Origin of the sequence: Paraburkholderia tropica (genome assembly GCF_014171495.1) — a bacterium.
GTDB classification, from domain to species: domain Bacteria; phylum Pseudomonadota; class Gammaproteobacteria; order Burkholderiales; family Burkholderiaceae; genus Paraburkholderia; species Paraburkholderia tropica.
The window spans coordinates 231,736-249,144 of sequence record NZ_CP049136.1; the positions used below are offsets into that span (position 1 = coordinate 231,736).

Below are 17,409 nucleotides of genomic sequence, written 5' to 3' on the forward strand. Positions count from 1 at the left end.
CGCATGGCGGTAACGATGGGATCGAACAGCGAAAAGCGGACCGCGAGGAGGAAAGAATTACGCAGAGGGAGAACGGTTTGCGGCACGCTGCGGAATGAAGGCCACGCAAAGCACGATAAAGACCAGCAAAATGACGGAAGCGTACAGCCGGCTAAAATGCAGGCCGCCTTGCGCCACCGGTTTGTCGAGCAGATCACCGAGCGTCGCGCCAAGCGGGCGCGTCAGCACGAATGCGGCCCAGAACAACGCGGTGCGCGACACGCCACGCCACAGCCACAACAATCCCACGACGACCAGCGCCGCGCCGAAGATGGCCGCGCCGACTTCGAAGCCGAGACCGAGGCCACCGCGATCGTCGCCCGCAACCCAGTCGCCGAGCGCGGTGCCGAGCGTTTGCGAAAAGAGAATCGTGGTCCAGTAAAACCATTCGACGCGGGGCGTATTCACGCTCTCGATCGACACGGTGCCTTCGCTGCGATACCAGATCGCGAGACTCAAGACGAGCAGCGCCACGATAATCGCCACGCCGCCCGGATAGCCGATGCCGAGCGAGCGATCGCAGAAGTCGGCGAGCGTCGTGCCCAGCGTCGTGGTCGCCACAATCGTGGCCCAGTAAAGCGCAGCGCTGAATTGATACGCGCGTACCTGTGCGGAAACGAGCACGACGAATGCCGCGAGAAAAATCAGCGTGCCCACGAGATAACCGAGATTCAACGACATGGTGACCCAGTCGCCGCCCGTCTCGCCCAGCGTGGTTGCAGCGATCTTGATGATCCAGAAGCCCAGCGTGAGAGCCGGAACCTTGCTTGCCGCTTCCAGCAGCGGTTTCTCGGTGGTGGTAGTCAAGAGGAGCCTCCAGGCGGACGCAACGTCCATGGAAACGCTCTAAGCTATAGGGGCCCGACTTAAGAGAACCTTACGGCAAGGCAGAGTCATCATTGCAGTCGTCGGTGCGAGACGATTATCTTGACACGAAGAAAGGTCGCTGTTTCGAATAGGCCGAAACACCGGCATGCTCAAGTTTTCGATTTATTTGCCGATACGTGCAGGGATGAATACAACAATCGCCCACGCACAAGCTGGCAGCATCATCCGCACCGCAACGAAACTGTTCGACCTTGTGGTGGAGTCACGACAGATCGATGCACGTTCCCCCGAAGGCATCGAGCTATACAGCGAGATCGTCTATGGCGCACTCTGGCGAGCGGCGCCGCGAGCAACCATGCAAGAGTTGCTCGAACTGTTTGACGAGCCGGTCAGCGCGGTCGCCTGACACGCTGACCTGAGCGGTTCGAGACCACGCGGTCTTGCGCGACGTCTCGATCCCGCCAGCCCCAACATCCGTGCGAACGGTTTCCGACGGCACTTACTGCCGGGCGTCGCGCACACTTTGCTCCTGCACCGTCACTACCGCTTCGGGCAGCGCTTTCAGCCGCTCGATGGGAATGGGATCGCCGCTCTCATCGGAAAAGCCATACGTGCCGTCGGCAATTTTTTCCAGCGCGCGTTGAATATCGGCAATACGCTGCTGATTCACATTGCGCAGCGCCTGATTCGCGATATCCTGCTCCATCTTCTGGGCGTCGTCTTCGTATTCCTCGGCCTCCGCACCAGTCGCTTCTTCCCTGTCGCGTTCCGCGCCAATGGTGTTTTCCTCGCTGCCCAGCACCTCGCGTTGCATCTCCAGCAAGCGCTTGCGTTGCTCTTCGATGAACGCTGCGCTCAGTGTCTGTCCGGTCATGTCGATTCTCCGAAGAAAAGACCAAGGCGGTGGTTTAGTGCGTCACGCGATTGAACGGCGCGCTCACTACGCGGCCATCCATTCGACTGATCCATAGCCGAAATTCATCCTACAAATTGCTTTCAATCGATGAACACGCACTGCACATACGCCGCTTGATTCGCTGATCGAGCATAGCACCCGGCATATAAAGCGCTGAGCCTCGACGCAAAGCTGCAAAAGCCGCCGTTCAAACTGTACTCTCATCAACCGCCCGGATTTGTGCATTCCGCGACTCACTGTGTCCTTTTAACCTGTGACACATGATGGCGTCGCATCCAGTCGCGCGACGCCCCGAATCAGGAGCGCAACGAATGAAAGGATCGATCTGTCGATGGTGTCAATGGTGCCGATGGCCGGCGCGCACGCGCGCCTTGTCGCCGCAAACGGCAAGGAGCGGCGCGTGAACCTGCTGGAAGCCATGCGGATCTACGTGAGAGTGGTCGAACGCGGCAGCATGTCGGGCGCCGCGCGCGATCTGGACATCGGCCAGCCTGCCGTGAGCGAACGGATCGAACGGCTGGAGAAGTATCTCGGCTGCCAATTGCTGCTGCGCAATGCGCGTACGTTTCAATGTACGCCGGAAGGCATCCTCTTTCTCGAACGCAGCAAATTCGTGCTCGGCGCCGTGGAGCAGGTATTAGCGGAAGTGGCCAACGACGAGCACATTGTCAAGGGCACGATCCGCATTGCTGCGCCGCACTGCCTCGGTGAAACGATCTTGCCGGAAGGATTGAAACGCGTGCGCGATCTGTATCCGCGCCTCGATATCGAACTGGTGCTGAACGACAAGATCGCCGATCTCGTGACCGAAGGCGTGGATATTTCGTTTCGCGTCGGGCCACTTGCGGACGGCGCGTATATTGCGTGGCCGCTCGGTCAGATCCGCCGTCTGCTGGTGGCCTCGCCCGACTATCTTGAGCGGCACACGTCCATCGAATCGCCGGCCCAACTCGCGGAGCACAATTTCATTCGCGTGAAAGGCACGTTCGACGCCAACCAGTTGCCGCTCGCGCTCGACAGCGACATCGTCGACAGCGTGCCGATCCGCACGACGATCAAGACCACGCATTGGCGGCCGATGTACGAAATGGTGCTTGCGGGCGCGGGCTTGTGCGTGCTGGAGGAACCGGCGGCCACCGCCGCCATCGAAGCAGGTCGTCTCGCGCATGTGCTGCCCGCCTGGGAAGTGCCGGCGCTCGCGCTCAATCTGCTGATTCGTCCACAACGGCCCGTACCGGCGCGCGTGCGCAAAATCGTCGATACGTTGAAGGATTTCATGGCCGAGACATTCGAGCGCCGCGAGAAAGCGGAAGTCTGATAAATCATGCGGCCCGGAAAGCGGCAACCTGATCAATTAATCAGGAATGCAAATAGTGATTGCATTGAAGGTTGCCGTCTTCCGCTCCGTTTCGCTCGTGTGCATCGCCCTGAACCGCGTATTGATCGTCGGCGCAGGGCAATGCCATAATGCCCCTGCAGACCTTCAAAGGGAGTCGGCCATGAAACGTGAGTCGCGGAATCGCCGCCAGCGCTTTCTGCACGATCTGAAGTGGATTGCCATTCTCTGGGGCGTCGGTTTTGGCGCCACCGTCCTGCTGACCCTGCCGTTTCACTTCCTGGTCATGGCGATGATCCACAAATAGCATCGCGCGCAGCATTTCATCATATGAATCAACGTGGTTCGGCACGTATTTTTTACACGTCCGCCGCACTCGGGCACTCAAGTTTGCGTGGAAAATGCCGTTGACCCGTGCTTGACGGCACACCACGGAACCCGCATTGGCCTTTTCCCCTGACGAACGCCTCGCCGCCGCCCTCACCGGCGCGGAATTTACTGGCGCTAGCGAGTCCGGCGACTCGCCGATTATCGAGTGGCTCCTGCACGACGATCAGGTCATGCGCGAGTGTTTCCGTCACGCCGCTGCCATTCTCAAGACCGTCACGGGCGCGTCGATCACCGCGGTACTGCTGCTCGACGCCGAGCATCAGCACTATCGCGCCGAAGCCGGCGTGGTGCTGCATCCCGTGCCGCGCAAGCAGTCGTTGAGTAACTACGTGATCGAATCCGACCAGTTGTTCGTGGTGGAAGACACGCGCGGCGACCCGCGCTTCACGCAATGCCTGCTGGTCAGCAACGCGCCGTTCGTGCGCTTCTATGCGGCCATTCCGCTGCATGCGCCCGGTGGCGAGCGCGTGGGCGCGCTCTGTGCGATGGACCCCGAACCGCGCCTGCTGACCGACGCGCATCGCGACGTATTCGAGCATTTGCGCGCGATGATCGAGAACGATCTGAAGCTACGCTGCGCGACCGCCACCGACCCCGTGACACGCCTGTTCAACCGGCGCTTCATGCTGGAGAGCATTCGCCAGAAATGGCACGACGCCCAGCCCGGCGACTGGCTCACCGCCGTCATGGTCGATATCGACTGGTTCAAGCAATTCAACGACACCTACGGTCATCCGGCGGGCGACGTCTGTCTGCAGAAAGTCGCCGCGGTTCTGCAAGACGTGGCGGACGAATATCAGGTCATCGCGGGTCGTATGGGCGGCGAGGAATTCGGCATGCTGCTCAGCGGGCAGCCGCGCGGCGAGGTGCCTGCCATCCTCGAAAAATTGCGGCGTGGCGTCATGCAACTGGATATTGCGCACCGGCACTCCACGGCGGGCGTGGTGACCGTGAGCGTCGGCGCGGCGCTCACGCAGCGCTCGGCGCTGGAAGGCGCAAACAGCCAGGCTGCGTTCGCCGCCGCCGACCTCGCGCTTTACCGCGCGAAGCACGCGGGCCGCAATGCGGTCGTCATCCATTAAGCCGGTCGGCGCGCTCACTTTGCGCAAAACGCCGCGAGCTTGCCGACCGTGATGATCGCCTGTTCGATTTCCGGCGACCACGGGCTGCTGTAGTTGAGGCGAATGAAGTTGCGATAATGGTTCGAAACCGAAAACATATAGCCCGGCCCGATCGTAATGCCCTGCGCCAGTGCAAGCTGATAAAGCTTCATTGAATCGACTTTCGCGGGCAGCTCAATCCACAGCACATAACCGCCCGCCGGACTCGACATGCGCGTGCCGGCCGGAAAGAAACGCGTGACCATCGCCTTCATCAGATTGGCCTGCTGCGCGTAATTCTTGCGAACGCGCCGCAAATGATGCTCATAGCCGTCGCGTTCGAGATATTCGGCGATTGCGAGTTGCGGAACGACCGAGGTCGTCAGCGTATTCAGGAATTTCAGTTTCTCGACCTGATCGCGATAACGTCCCGGCAACGCCCAGCCAATCCGATACGCGGCGGTGAGGCTTTTCGAAAACGATCCGCAATGCAGCACCATGCCTTGTTTATCATACGATTTCAGCGTAGTGGGATGCGAGTCGCCAAAATACAGCTCGTTGTAAACGCCGTTTTCGATCACCGGAATCTCCGCTTTGGCGAGCAGTTCGACGAGTTCGCGCTTGCGTTCGTCAGGCATCAGAAAGCCGAGCGGATTCTGGAAATTCGGCATCACCATGCAGGCGGCCACTTTTTCCGTTTCGAGAATCTTCGCGAGCGCGTCTACGTCCATGCCGTACTCGGGATGCGTCGCGACCTCGATCGCCTTCATGCCCGATCGCTCGATGGCGTGCAGCATCGCGTAGAACGTGGGCGATTCCACGGCAATCACGTCGCCCGGTTTCGCCACGGCCTGCAAACATAAATTCATGGCTTCGGTCGCGCCCACGGTCACGATGATCTCGTTGGGGTCCACCGCCATGCCATTCTCGAGATAGCGCCGGGCAATTTGCCGAAGCAACTCCGGGCTTCCCGGCGGCAAGGCGTTGTTCACACCCCACAACGCCTTCCTGCGCCCAACGGCCGACGCATAGCGATTGATCTTTTCATACGGAAACAAGAACGGATCGGGATACGGCGAGCCAAGCGGCACGGCATCGTCGGCGCCGATCGAGCGTAGCGTCGAGAGCACGAGGCGGCTCACGTCCACCGTGGCCGACACGGCAATCGGCTGGCTCGGACGCAATTCATCGGATTGCACACTGCCTTCGCTCACGCGCACGCTCACGAAATAGCCCGATTGCGGACGGCTTTCGAGCACGCCACGGCTCTCCAGCAGCAGATACGCGCGAATCACGGTAGTAATGCTGATGCGGTGCTGCTGGCTCGCCTGGCGCACCGACGGCACGCGATCACCCGGCCGGTACACGCCCTTGCGGATCAACGTTTCAATGTCGTCCGCGAGCTTTTCATAGAGTTTCACTGCCTTCTCCCCGGTAGACGCTCACAACGCGCCTCGCGCAGTGTAATGCGGCGGCGCGGCGCAACTGTACTCTAAGTGCTGAATGGATTTTGTGCGTCATGCACATCGCCCTGACCTTTTACGCTTTCGGCTATGCAGTTAGCGCGCTTGACGCCTCGCGGATCGACCCCGGGGCCGCGCAACGTCAACGGAGCGAAGGGCAATGGACAAGGCGAAATCAAAGGGAAAAATCGAGGCGTATCACCACCCCGCCGCGGGTTGGGGCGCACTCAAATATGTCGCCATCAATCTGATCAAGGAGCGTGTATCGGGCGGCAATTACCGCACGCTGTTCAAACAGAATCAACCGGATGGCTTCGACTGTCCCGGCTGCGCATGGCCCGACCGCGAGCACGCCTCGACATTCGAGTTCTGTGAAAACGGCGTGAAAGCCGTGGCCGCCGAAGCCACGAGCAAACGCGTCACGCCGGACTTCTTTGCGAAGCACACTGTCGAGTCGCTGATGAAGCAGACCGATTACGAACTTGAACAGCACGGCCGCCTCACCGAACCGATGGTCTACGACGCGATCACTGACCGCTACCAGCCCATCGCATGGCACGACGCCTTCGCGCTGATCGCCGAACAATTGAACGCGCTCGATTCGCCCGACGAAGCCGCGTTCTACACCTCGGGCCGCGCGAGCAACGAAGCCGCGTTCGTCTATCAGCTGTTCGTGCGGATGTTCGGCACCAACAATTTTCCTGATTGCTCGAATATGTGTCACGAAGCGACCAGCCGCGGCCTGCCGACGACGGTGGGCATCGGCAAAGGCACGGTCACGCTCGACGATTTCGAAGCCGCCGACACCATCATGATCTTCGGCCAGAATCCGGCGACGAATCACCCGCGCATGCTCGGCGAATTGCGCGAGGCTTCGCGGCGCGGCGCGACGATCGTGTCGGTGAATCCGCTGCGCGAGCGTGGTCTCGAACGCTTCACGAGCCCGCAGCATCCGTTGGAAATGATCACGTTCGGCAGCACGAAAATTGCGTCGATGTTCATTCAACCGAAACTCGGCGGCGACTTCGCGCTGATTAAAGGCGTGGCCAAGCGGCTGATCGAACTCGACGACGAAGCGCTCGAAAACGGCACGGAACGCGTGCTCGATATCGACTTTATCCGCGAGCACACGCTGGGCTTCGCGGCCTTCGCCGAAGAGCTGCGCAACGAAAGCTGGCCGCTGCTCGAAGCGGAATCGGGCGTGGCGCGCGAAGATATCGAAGGCCTTGCTCGCGTCTATGCGAACGGCAAACGTGTGATTGCTACGTGGGGCATGGGCATCACGCAGCACAAGCACTCGGTGCAAACCGTGCATCTGCTCTCGAATCTGCTGATGATGCGCGGCAATATCGGCCGCGAGGGCGCGGGCTTGTGCCCCGTGCGCGGCCATTCGAACGTGCAGGGCAACCGCACCGTCGGCATCGAGGAAAAGCCTTCGCAAGCGTTTCTCGATCGTCTCGGCAAAGTTTTTGATTTCGCGCCGCCGCGCGAGCATGGACTCGACGTCGTGGAAACGGTCGAGCACATGATCGAAGGCCGCCTCAAGGTGTTCATCGGCCTTGGCGGCAACTTCGCGATGGCGACGCCGGACACGCTGCGCACCTTCGACGGCCTGCGCTCGTGCAGACTCACCGTTCACATCACCACCAAGCTCAATCGCAGCCACCTCGTGCATGGCGAGCGCGCCCTCATTCTGCCGACGCTCGGGCGCACCGAAATCGACATGCAGAACGGCGTCGCGCAAGGCGTGACGGTCGAGGATTCGATGAGCATGGTGCATATCTCTTACGGCATGAACAAGCCGGCCTCGCCGAACCTGATGTCGGAAACGGCGATCGTGGCGAATATCGCCCACGCCACGCTCGGCGACGGCAAAGTGGATTGGCTCGGCTATGCGAACGACTACGCCAAAGTGCGCGACGCGATCGAGCAGACTATCGAAGGTTTCGACCGGTACAACGAACGCATCCAGCACCCCGGCGGCTTTCATCTGCGCGTTGCCTCGCGCGAGCGCGACTGGAAAACCGACACCGGCAAAGCGAATTTCATCGTGCACGCGGTGCAGCAGGACACGCCGATCGCGCGCGCGAAGGCGCAGCACGGCGACCGCCTGATGACGCTGATGACGACGCGTTCGCACGACCAGTACAACACCACGGTCTACGCGCTGGACGACCGTTATCGCGGCGTATTTGGCCAGCGCCGCGTGGTGTTCATCAACCCCGCCGATATCGCGATGCTGGGCTTCAAGAATGGCGACTGGGTCGATATGAGCACCGTCTGGGAGGACGGCATCGCGCGCCGCGCCGATCATTTCCGCCTCGTGGAATACGATATTCCGCGTGGCTGTATTGGTGCGTATTACCCCGAAACCAATCCGCTCGTGCCACTCGCGAGCGTGGGCGACGTCTGCAACACGCCGACTTCCAAGTCGATTCCCGTGCTGTTGCACGCTTCCTCCGAGCCCGCGGAACTGCCCGCTTTCTAAAGCGCATGTGTGTTCATCGCTTTTCCAGTTTTCATGATGCACGAACGCGCCCAATGCGTGCGCCGATAGCTAATATCGGCCAGTACACGTTCACGCCCTGAATGCTCATCTCTAGAATAGAATGGCACGCTTCAATTCCCTCTGCTTGCAAGCCGCTTCGGTCGAATTCACCATTTTGAAGCGCACATTCGTCATTGGAAATCGATATATTCAATTAAACACAACGCAACGGAATCGGCGAGTCAAGCAAGGCGAATCGGAGTATTTCATTCTTGTCTCCATATCGGGATTTCCTAAACTGAATCCTGATAACGGGGATGAGCTTTCATCGCGATGCGGTTGCGGCGCCGTCATGCTCGGCGACTTCGGCGCGTAAGCGAAACACCGAATGGAGTTTCCTATGACGAAACTACGCGATGTGCCAGGCGTCCATCCCTACACCGGACCGGCGGGCGGCTGGGGCGCGCTCAAGGCCACGGCGCAGGCGATTCACGACCAGATGGAAAGCATCGAGGCGCCCATCACGCTGATGCGGACCAACCAGCCCGACGGCTTCGACTGCCCCGGCTGTGCGTGGCCCGACAAGGAGCACCGATCGACGTTTCAGTTCTGCGAAAACGGCGCGAAAGCGGTCACCTGGGAGGCCACCAGCAAACGCGTCACGCCTGAATTCTTCGCGGCCAATACCGTCAGCTCGCTGCTGCAAAAGACCGATTACGAACTCGAAGACATGGGGCGGCTCACCCATCCGCTCGTCTACGATCGCGCGACGGATACATTCCGCCCCGTCGACTGGGAAGACGCCTTCGCGCGCATCGGCGAAATTCTGCGTTCGCTTTCGCCGGATCAGGTGGAGTTTTATACGTCGGGACGCGCATCGAACGAAGCCGCATTTCTTTATCAATTGTTCGCGCGTGAATTCGGTACCAACAATTTTCCCGATTGCTCGAATATGTGTCACGAGCCGACCAGCGTTGGCCTGCCGCAATCAATTGGGATCGGCAAAGGCACGGTATCGCTCGACGATTTCGATTCGACCGAACTGATTATTTCCATTGGTCATAATCCCGGCACGAATCATCCACGCATGATGGGTACGCTGCACGAGGCCGCGCGCCGCAACGTGCCCATCATCGTGTTCAATCCGCTGCGCGAACGCGCGCTCGAACGTTTCGCCGATCCGCAAAGCATGATCGAAATGGCGACCTTCGGCTCGACGCGCATCGCCTCGACGTACTTCCAGGTCGATGCGGGCGGCGACGCCGCCGCGCTCAAAGGCGTAATGAAAGCGCTGCTGCAAATGGAAGCGGAGCAAGGCGGCGTGCTCGATAATGCGTTCATCGCGCAACATACCGACAATTTCGATGCTTTCGCGGCAGACCTCGAGGCGACCACGTGGGACGACATCGAGAAAGCCAGCGGCCTCGCGCGGGCCGATCTCGAACACGTGGCGATTGCCTACGCAAAATCGAATGCCACCATCGTCACGTATGGCATGGGGGTCACGCAGCACAACAAGGGCACGGCCAACGTGCGCCTGATCGCCGACCTGCTGCTGATGCGCGGCAATTTCGGCAAGCCCGGCGCGGGTATATGTCCGCTGCGCGGCCATTCGAATGTGCAAGGCAATCGCACGGTGGGCATTACCGAAAAGCCGTCGCCAGCCTTTCTCAAACTGATCGAAGACGCCTGTGGCTTCACGCCGCCGGCCGGCCACGGTCACGACGCGGTGCAAGCCATGCAGGCGATGATCGACGGCAAGGCCAAGGCGCTGCTGTGCCTCGGCGGCAATTTCGCGGTGGCGTTGCCCGACGCCGAGCAATCGTTTCCTGCGATGGCCTCGCTCGACCTCGGCGTGCATATCGGCACGAAACTCAATCGCACGCATTTGCTGGTGTCGAAGGAAACCTATCTGTTTCCGTGCCTCGGCCGCACGGAGCTCGACATGCAAAGCAGCGGGCGCCAATCGATCACGGTGGAAGATTCGATGTCGATGGTGCATGCGTCGGCGGGCAAGCTCACGCCCGCGTCCGACCAGCTGCGCTCCGAGCCCGCCATCGTGGCCGGCATGGCGCGCGCCACGCTGCCCCATACCAAAGTGCCGTGGATGGAACTGATCGCCGATTATGACAAGATTCGCGATCTCATCGAGCGCACCGTGCCGGGCTTCGAGGACTTCAATCGGCGCATCCGCGCGCCGGGCGGTTTCCGTCTGCCGCTGCCGCCCACCGAACGGCAATGGCACACGCCCTCGGGCAAAGCCGTGTTCTCGGTGTATGGCGGCGTGAAGGAAGACGCCGACGTGCTGGGCGCTCAAAACGTGTTGCGGCTCATCACGATACGCAGCCACGACCAGTACAACACGACGATCTACGCAATGGACGACCGCTATCGCGGCGTGTTTGGCCGCCGCGACGTGCTCTTCATGAACGCCGACGATATGGCGGCTTACGGCATCGAGCACGGCGATCAGGTCGATATCGAAACCGTCACGTCATCGGGACGCACGCTTCGTCTGAAGAACATCACGGCGATTGTGTACAGCATCGCGCGTGGTTCTGTCGCTGCGTACTATCCTGAAGCCAATGTGCTCGTTCCGCTCGACTACATCGACAAGGAAAGTGGCACGCCCTCGTATAAATCCGTGCCAGTACACGTCGTGCGCGCGGCGGGAAATTAGTTGTGTGCAATGCCGCCGGGCGCCGCGCAGCCGCGTCCGGCCGCTCTGGGCATGCGCATGCAGTCGCCAATGGGAGTTTACAAAAATCATGGATATTTTCGACGCCTTTCATCTCGCCAGGCTGCAATTCGCGTTCACCGTCTCCTTTCATATTGTCTTTCCGGCAATCAGCATCGGCATGGCGAGTTTCCTGGCCGTACTCGAATGGCGTCTGCTGCTCACCGGCGACCCCGCCTATAAAGACATGTACCGCTTCTGGGTGAAGATCTTCGCCGTGGGGTTCGGCATGGGCGTGGTGTCGGGCGTCGTGATGGCTTACGAATTCGGCACGAACTGGAGCGGCTTCTCCACCATAGCGGGCAATATTACCGGACCGCTGCTGACCTATGAAGTCTTGACCGCCTTCTTTCTCGAAGCCGGTTTTCTCGGCGTCATGTTGTTCGGCTGGAATCGCGTGAGTCCGAAAGCGCATTTCTTTTCCACGCTCATGGTGGCGGTCGGCACGCTCATTTCCACTTTCTGGATTCTTGCGTCGAATAGTTTCATGCAAACGCCGCAAGGCTATGCCATCCAGAATGGCCGCATCGTGCCGGTCGACTGGTGGAAAGTGATCTTCAATCCGTCCTTCCCGTTCCGGCTCGCGCATATGACGATTGCGGCGTTTATCGTCGCCGCGTTTATCGTGGCCGCGTGCGGCGCATGGCATTTGCTGCGCGGCCGCCGCGACGTGCCGGTCAAGCGCAGCTTTTCGATGGCGCTCTGGATGCTGCTCGTGCTCGCGCCCGTGCAGATTTTCGTCGGCGACGCGCACGGGCTCAATACGCGCGAATATCAGCCCGCGAAAATCGCGGCCATCGAAGGGCTTTGGGAAACCGAGCACGGCGGCACGGCGCTCAATCTCGTCGGTCTGCCCGATATGGACGCCGAAGTCACGCGCTACGCAATCCAGGTGCCGCATTTAGGCAGCCTGATTCTCACGCATAGCTGGAATGGCGAAATTCGCGGTCTCAAGGAATTTCCGCCCCAAGACCGGCCGTATTCGCCGATCATTTTCTGGACGTTCCGTATCATGGCCGGGCTAGGCATGTTGATGCTGCTGACTGCAGTGCTGGGCCTGCTGCTGCGACCGCGCGGCCGGCTGTACGAATCGCGCGCGTTTCAGCGGCTGGTGTTCTGCATGGGCCCCTCAGGCATTCTCGCGCTGCTCGCAGGCTGGATCACCACCGAAGTCGGCCGCCAGCCGTGGACCGTTTATGGCGTGGTCCGCACCATCGATTCGGTTTCGCCTATTGGCGCACAACAGGCGGGCGTGTCGCTGCTGATCTTCGTGATCGTCTATTTCCTCGTGTTTGGCACGGGCGTGTATTACATGCTCAAGATGATGAAAAAAGGACCGGCGACCGGCGTGGAAACGAACGAGTCGCTGAAATATCCGGGCTTGCATAATCGCGCGCTAGACGCCGTGGTGGGAGAGTAAGGCCATGCAAATCGACCTTCCTGTAATCTGGGCCGCCATTATCGGGCTCGGCGTGTTTATCTACGTGATGCTCGACGGTTTCGATCTCGGCATCGGCCTGCTCTTTCCGTTTTTCGAAGGCAAGGGCGAACGCGAGGTGATGCTCAATACCGTCGCGCCGGTCTGGGACGGCAACGAAACGTTTCTCGTGCTCGGCGGCGCCGGTTTATACGGCGCGTTTCCCGTGGTGTATTCCACTTTGCTGCCCGCCAATTACATGCCGCTGATCCTGATGGTGGTAGGCCTGATATTCCGTGGCGCGGCTTTCGAATTGCGCGCAAAAGCCACGCGCACGCAACACGCATGGGACCTCGCGTTCATTGGCGGTTCGGCGCTCGCGGCCATGTGCCAGGGCGTGACGCTCGGTTCGCTGCTGCAAGGCATCAAGATCGTCGACGATAAATTCGCGGGCGATCCTTTCGACTGGTTCTCGCCGTTCAGCGTGTTCTGCGGCTTCGGCGTGTTGCTCACCTACGCCACGCTCGGCTGCGGCTGGCTCATCATGAAAACGGACGGCGACCTTCAGCGCAAGATGCGTGAAGTCATGCGCCCGCTCGTGGCGGTGCTGCTGCTGGCGATTGCCATCGTCAGCCTGTGGACCGTGCTGGGTTTGCCTTCGGTGAGACATCGCTGGTTTCTCAGCGGCAATCTCGGCTGGTTTCTGCCGGTGCCGATTCTCGTGGTCGCCAGCGTGTGGGGCATTTTCCATGCGCTGCGTGCGCGCCACGAAACCACGCCTTTCGTGCTGTCGCTGGCAATCTGCTTTCTGGGCTACACGGGGCTCATTATCAGCATCTGGCCGTATATCATCCCGCCTTCGCTCACGATCTGGGAGGCCTCGTCGACACGTTCGAGCCAGCTATTCGCGCTCGTCGGCACGGTGATCGTCTTGCCGGTCATTCTCGTCTACAACGCGATGCAATACCGCGTGTTCCGGGGCAAGGTGCGCGAAGGCGACCCAGGTTATCACTGACCGGCATGACGCCGCGCCGCGCCCGCGAGAACTGCGAGTAAAACTGCGCGGGCGCGCGCGGCATCCGCATCGTGTCCATAATAAACAAGCATCATGATTGTCCGACCGCGCGAAAACTGGTTCCGGTTGCTGTTCATCTGGAACGGCTCGGTACTCTCGTCGATCATTCCGCAGCTGATTTTCATGGCCGTGGTCAGCACCCTCGCCGTCTTCACGCACGGGCGCGTGTTCGGCGAAAAGATTCCGCTCAATACGGCGCCGTTTACCTTATTCGGCGTAGCGCTCGCGATCTTTCTCGCGTTTCGCAATAACGCGAGTTACGAACGCTTTAACGAAGCGCGCCATCTCTGGGGCAATCTGCTGATCGCTTCCCGCACGCTCACGTCGCAAATGCTCTGCTACGTGCCGGAGCGCGCCGACGCCCAACGCATCGCGCAGCAATTGATTGCCTTCATTTACGCGCTCAAACACGAATTACGCGGTTCCGATCCCTCGCAGGATCTTTTGCGCCTGCTTGGACGCGAACGGGCCGATGCGCTGAGCGGCCAGTGCTATAAACCCATGTCGATACTCAACGACATGCGGCATGAACTGGCGATCGGCCAACATCGCCTTCACGCCTCCGATACGCGTCTGTGGATGTTCGACGCGCAACTCGCCGAACTCGGCAAGTCGCTGGGCGGTTGCGAGCGCATTGCCTCCACGCCCATTCCGTTTGCGTACAACGTGCTGCTGCATCGCACGGTCTACGCGTATTGCGTGCTGCTGCCGTTCGGGCTGGTCGACTCCACGGAATTCTTCACGCCGCTGCTGTGCGTATTCATTTCCTACACGCTGATTGCGCTCGAAGCCATTGCCAGCGAAGTTGCCGATCCATTCAGCCTGACGCCCAATGCGCTCGCCCTCGACGCCATGTCGCGCAATATCGAGCGCTCCGTGCTGGAACTCTGCGGATGCGCCCTGCCCGAGCCGGTTGCGCCAGTCCGTCCCTATCAATTGACCTGAGGGTTCGCCCTCGCGGCCCAACTGTACTGCTGCGTTCCATCACCGACTGTGCACCAGCGTCGTGCGCCCGCGGCACTATGCTGCACACACGCTCGCGATATCGCTCCAATTGACCGCTGATGGAGCCTATCGACGTATTCCAATCGCCTTTTCGCCCTACCCCAACCGATCGTGAACGCCGTCGCCGAAGCTATTACCGCCCAATCCGCCGTGACTGCCCGCCCCGTCGATGCGTCCGCCGCTGCGGCACGAGACCGTCACGACCGGCCGCTGCGCGATTTGCGCCTCTCCGTGATCGACCAGTGCAATTTCCGTTGCACCTACTGCATGCCGCGCGAGGTCTTCGACGAGCACTATCGTTTTCTGCGCGCTTCCGAGCGGCTCTCGTTCGATCAGATGATGAAAATCGCGCAGGCATTCGTTGCGCTCGGCGTCGAGAAAATCCGCATCACGGGCGGCGAACCGCTGTTGCGACGCGGACTCGAAACGTTCATCGAACGTCTCGCCCGACTCACCACGCTCAACGGCAAGCCGCTCGATATCGCGCTGACGACGAATGGTTCGCTGCTCGCCGCGCGTGCGCGCGGTTTGCGCGACGCGGGCCTCTCGCGCGTGACGGTCAGCCTCGACGCGCTCGACGACACCGTATTCCGCCGCATGAGCGACGTGGATCTGCCCGTCGCGCGCATTCTCGACGGCATCGAACAGGCGCAGGCTGTGGGCCTCGCGCCGGTGAAAGTCAACACGGTGATCGAGCGCGGCGTGAATGACAATCAGATTCTGCCGCTCGTGCAGCATTTCAAAAGTAGCGATATTGCGCTGCGCTTTATCGAATTCATGGATGTGGGCGGCGCGGCGGGCTGGTCGAATTCCACGGTCCTGAAAGCGCACGAGATGCGCGCGATCGTCGAAACGGCATTTCCGCTCGTCGCTGCCGATCGTGCCGATGCCGCCGCCACGTCGGTCGATTATCGCCACGTGGACGGCCAAGGCACGGTGGGGTTCATCGCCAGCGTCTCCGAGCCGTTTTGCGGGCAATGCTCGCGCGCCCGCGTGTCCGCGGACGGCCAGCTCTATACCTGCCTGTTCGCGACGCAAGGCGCGGATCTCAAACCGTGGCTCGGCGAAGCGGTGCCCGGCGAGCACTTGCAGGACGCCATTCACGCGCGCTGGAACGCCCGCGACGACCGCTATTCGGAATTGAACGCCGACCGCCGCCGCGCCGGTACGGGCAAGAGCTGGCCCACCGTGCGCATGTCGCTGGTTGGCGGCTGAACCGCGCGCGCCGCTTTGCGCCTCACGAATCCCCCATCGCGGACGTATCGAGGACCCCAGAGGAAATAACGCAATGACACAGCCTTCGGATCGAGACGAGCGGCACGCCGATGAAAAACCGCCGGCTGAAGATCTGCGCTTGTTCGCAAGCGGCATTGCAGCTGGCTTTGAAGTGCGCGTGCAGCACGCACCCATCGACGTGGCGGCGGAAGTCACACCGATCATGCGTAACCCCAACGTGGGCGCCGTGGTGGATTTCGTCGGCATCGTGCGCAATAGCGGCGATGGCGACGACATTGTCGCGCTAGAACTCGAGCACTATCCGGGTATGACCGAGCATTCGCTCTGGAGCATCGTCGAGGAAGCGGCGGCGCGCTGGTCATTGGATGCGGTGAAGATCGTGCACCGGATAGGACGTATTGCGCTCGGTCTTCCGGTGGTGATCGTCGTGGTGGCTTCGCCGCATCGCGCAGCCGCATTCGAAGCCTGCGAATTCATCATGGATTTTCTGAAAACGCACGCGCCGTTCTGGAAAAAAGAAATCTGCCGCGATGGCGAATCGCATTGGGTCGAAGCGAAAAGCCAGGACGAGCAGGCCATGCTTCGCTGGGGATGAAATCCGTTTATCGCAACACGGTTGAACATTCCCTCGCACGATTGCGCATCAGGACACTATTCATGCAACTCACCATTAAATATTTCGCGAGCATTCGCGAATCACTCGGCGTGTCCGAAGAAACACTGCAAGTCGACGACACACCGATCACCATCGACGCGCTGCGCAAACAACTCAGGCAACGCGGCGCAGGCGCGGCCGAAGCACTCGACAGCGCCCGGCCGGTACGCGTGGCGGTGAATCACGAAATGGTCAGCAACGACTTCGTGGTCAGGCAGGACAGCGAGATTGCGTTTTTCCCTCCCGTGACGGGGGATAAGCGACGGGTCGAGCGCGGAAGCCAGCACAGCCCAGTCCGCGTTGATCGGCGCCACACCGCGCGTAAAAGGCCGATAGATCTTGTCGCCGCGCTGAATCGGCGCGCCCGTGAGCGCGCACAGCCCACGCTTTCTCGCGATGCACAGCCGCCACGGCTGTTCCGCATAACGCCCGCTGGTGGGATCGCTCCACGATACCGAAATCAGGTTGTCCGACCACGCTTCGACAAACGCAAAATGCGCGCGCAAGGCGGGCACGGGCCGCGCGATGGAAGGATCGATCCGCGCGGCTCGACTGGCGCACGCGCGACGCGAAGCGCGCACCGCATGACCGTGAGGAACCGGGCCGCCGCTAAGCAGATTGAGCGTGTATTGCCACGCATTGCCGCCGCTGAGTTCTCGCATCGTGTGCCTCTCCTGAAAGACGGGGGTTTATCTGTTTAATTCATACCGTATTACGATTCTTT

The 17,409-nt window shown here is 60.7% G+C and carries 14 protein-coding genes and 2 pseudogenes; 12 read left to right on the plus strand and 4 right to left on the minus strand.

Annotation, left to right across the window (positions count from 1 at the left end; all coding sequences use genetic code 11):
• Positions 1–57: 57 nt before the first annotated feature.
• Positions 58–846, minus strand: a complete 789-nt coding sequence (locus G5S35_RS24575; RefSeq protein ID WP_065059715.1) for a COG4705 family protein — start codon at positions 844–846, stop codon at positions 58–60.
• Between the two features lie 166 nt (positions 847–1,012).
• Here G5S35_RS24575 and G5S35_RS24580 point away from each other — a divergent pair, with 166 nt between their 5' ends.
• Positions 1,013–1,273 (plus strand): hypothetical protein, encoded by a 261-nt coding sequence (locus G5S35_RS24580; protein ID WP_176081074.1) that lies wholly within the window; start codon positions 1,013–1,015, stop codon positions 1,271–1,273.
• Between the two features lie 93 nt (positions 1,274–1,366).
• Here G5S35_RS24580 and G5S35_RS24585 read toward each other — a convergent pair whose 3' ends face one another.
• Positions 1,367–1,741, minus strand: coding sequence for a TraR/DksA family transcriptional regulator (locus tag G5S35_RS24585; protein ID WP_176081073.1), 375 nt, complete (start codon positions 1,739–1,741; stop codon positions 1,367–1,369).
• Between the two features lie 442 nt (positions 1,742–2,183).
• Here G5S35_RS24585 and G5S35_RS24590 point away from each other — a divergent pair, with 442 nt between their 5' ends.
• The 3 genes from G5S35_RS24590 (at position 2,184) to G5S35_RS24600 (ending at position 4,591) form a co-directional block, all read left to right on the plus strand.
• The gene (locus tag G5S35_RS24590; RefSeq protein WP_183040009.1) at positions 2,184–3,101 is read left to right on the plus strand and encodes a LysR family transcriptional regulator; all 918 of its coding nucleotides are present in this window, start codon (positions 2,184–2,186) and stop codon (positions 3,099–3,101) included.
• A 55-nt stretch (positions 3,102–3,156) separates the two neighbouring features.
• The gene (locus tag G5S35_RS24595) at positions 3,157–3,426 is read left to right on the plus strand and encodes a hypothetical protein (RefSeq protein WP_183039817.1); all 270 of its coding nucleotides are present in this window, start codon (positions 3,157–3,159) and stop codon (positions 3,424–3,426) included.
• A 136-nt stretch (positions 3,427–3,562) separates the two neighbouring features.
• Positions 3,563–4,591 carry a sensor domain-containing diguanylate cyclase gene (locus G5S35_RS24600; protein ID WP_231957531.1) on the plus strand — a complete coding sequence of 343 codons (1,029 nt, stop codon included), beginning with the start codon at positions 3,563–3,565 and terminating at the stop codon, positions 4,589–4,591.
• Positions 4,592–4,605: 14 nt separating this feature from the next.
• Here the strand turns inward: G5S35_RS24600 and G5S35_RS24605 are convergent, their stop codons facing one another.
• Positions 4,606–6,030, minus strand: a complete 1,425-nt coding sequence (locus G5S35_RS24605; RefSeq protein WP_065059719.1) for an aminotransferase-like domain-containing protein — start codon at positions 6,028–6,030, stop codon at positions 4,606–4,608.
• A gap of 202 nt (positions 6,031–6,232) precedes the next feature.
• On the opposite strand from G5S35_RS24605, the gene G5S35_RS24610 reads away from it, so the two are divergent.
• The 8 genes and pseudogenes from G5S35_RS24610 to moaD form a co-directional block, all read left to right on the plus strand.
• Positions 6,233–8,560 (plus strand): FdhF/YdeP family oxidoreductase, encoded by a 2,328-nt coding sequence (locus G5S35_RS24610; RefSeq protein WP_074985306.1) that lies wholly within the window; start codon positions 6,233–6,235, stop codon positions 8,558–8,560.
• 400 nt (positions 8,561–8,960) lie between these two features.
• On the plus strand, positions 8,961–11,240 hold the full coding sequence (locus tag G5S35_RS24615) for an FdhF/YdeP family oxidoreductase (protein WP_065059721.1): 2,280 nt from the start codon (positions 8,961–8,963) through the stop codon (positions 11,238–11,240).
• Between the two features lie 88 nt (positions 11,241–11,328).
• Positions 11,329–12,717: a cytochrome ubiquinol oxidase subunit I gene (locus G5S35_RS24620; protein ID WP_065059722.1), complete on the plus strand. Its 1,389-nt coding sequence runs from the start codon at positions 11,329–11,331 to the stop codon at positions 12,715–12,717.
• A 4-nt stretch (positions 12,718–12,721) separates the two neighbouring features.
• Positions 12,722–13,729 carry a cytochrome d ubiquinol oxidase subunit II gene (gene cydB / locus G5S35_RS24625; RefSeq protein WP_065059723.1) on the plus strand — a complete coding sequence of 336 codons (1,008 nt, stop codon included), beginning with the start codon at positions 12,722–12,724 and terminating at the stop codon, positions 13,727–13,729.
• Between the two features lie 93 nt (positions 13,730–13,822).
• Positions 13,823–14,734, plus strand: coding sequence for a bestrophin family protein (locus G5S35_RS24630; protein WP_074985311.1), 912 nt, complete (start codon positions 13,823–13,825; stop codon positions 14,732–14,734).
• Between the two features lie 171 nt (positions 14,735–14,905).
• Positions 14,906–16,009: a GTP 3',8-cyclase MoaA gene (gene moaA, locus G5S35_RS24635; RefSeq protein ID WP_074985313.1), complete on the plus strand. Its 1,104-nt coding sequence runs from the start codon at positions 14,906–14,908 to the stop codon at positions 16,007–16,009.
• A gap of 73 nt (positions 16,010–16,082) precedes the next feature.
• Positions 16,083–16,625 carry a molybdenum cofactor biosynthesis protein MoaE gene (locus tag G5S35_RS24640; protein ID WP_080180754.1) on the plus strand — a complete coding sequence of 181 codons (543 nt, stop codon included), beginning with the start codon at positions 16,083–16,085 and terminating at the stop codon, positions 16,623–16,625.
• Between the two features lie 62 nt (positions 16,626–16,687).
• Positions 16,688–16,939 (plus strand): annotated as a pseudogene (gene moaD / locus G5S35_RS24645) (molybdopterin converting factor subunit 1); the annotation flags it as partial.
• A 75-nt stretch (positions 16,940–17,014) separates the two neighbouring features.
• On the opposite strand, the pseudogene G5S35_RS24650 reads toward moaD, so the two are convergent.
• Positions 17,015–17,347, minus strand: a pseudogene (locus G5S35_RS24650) (DUF3331 domain-containing protein); the annotation flags it as partial.
• Positions 17,348–17,409: the final 62 nt, after the last annotated feature.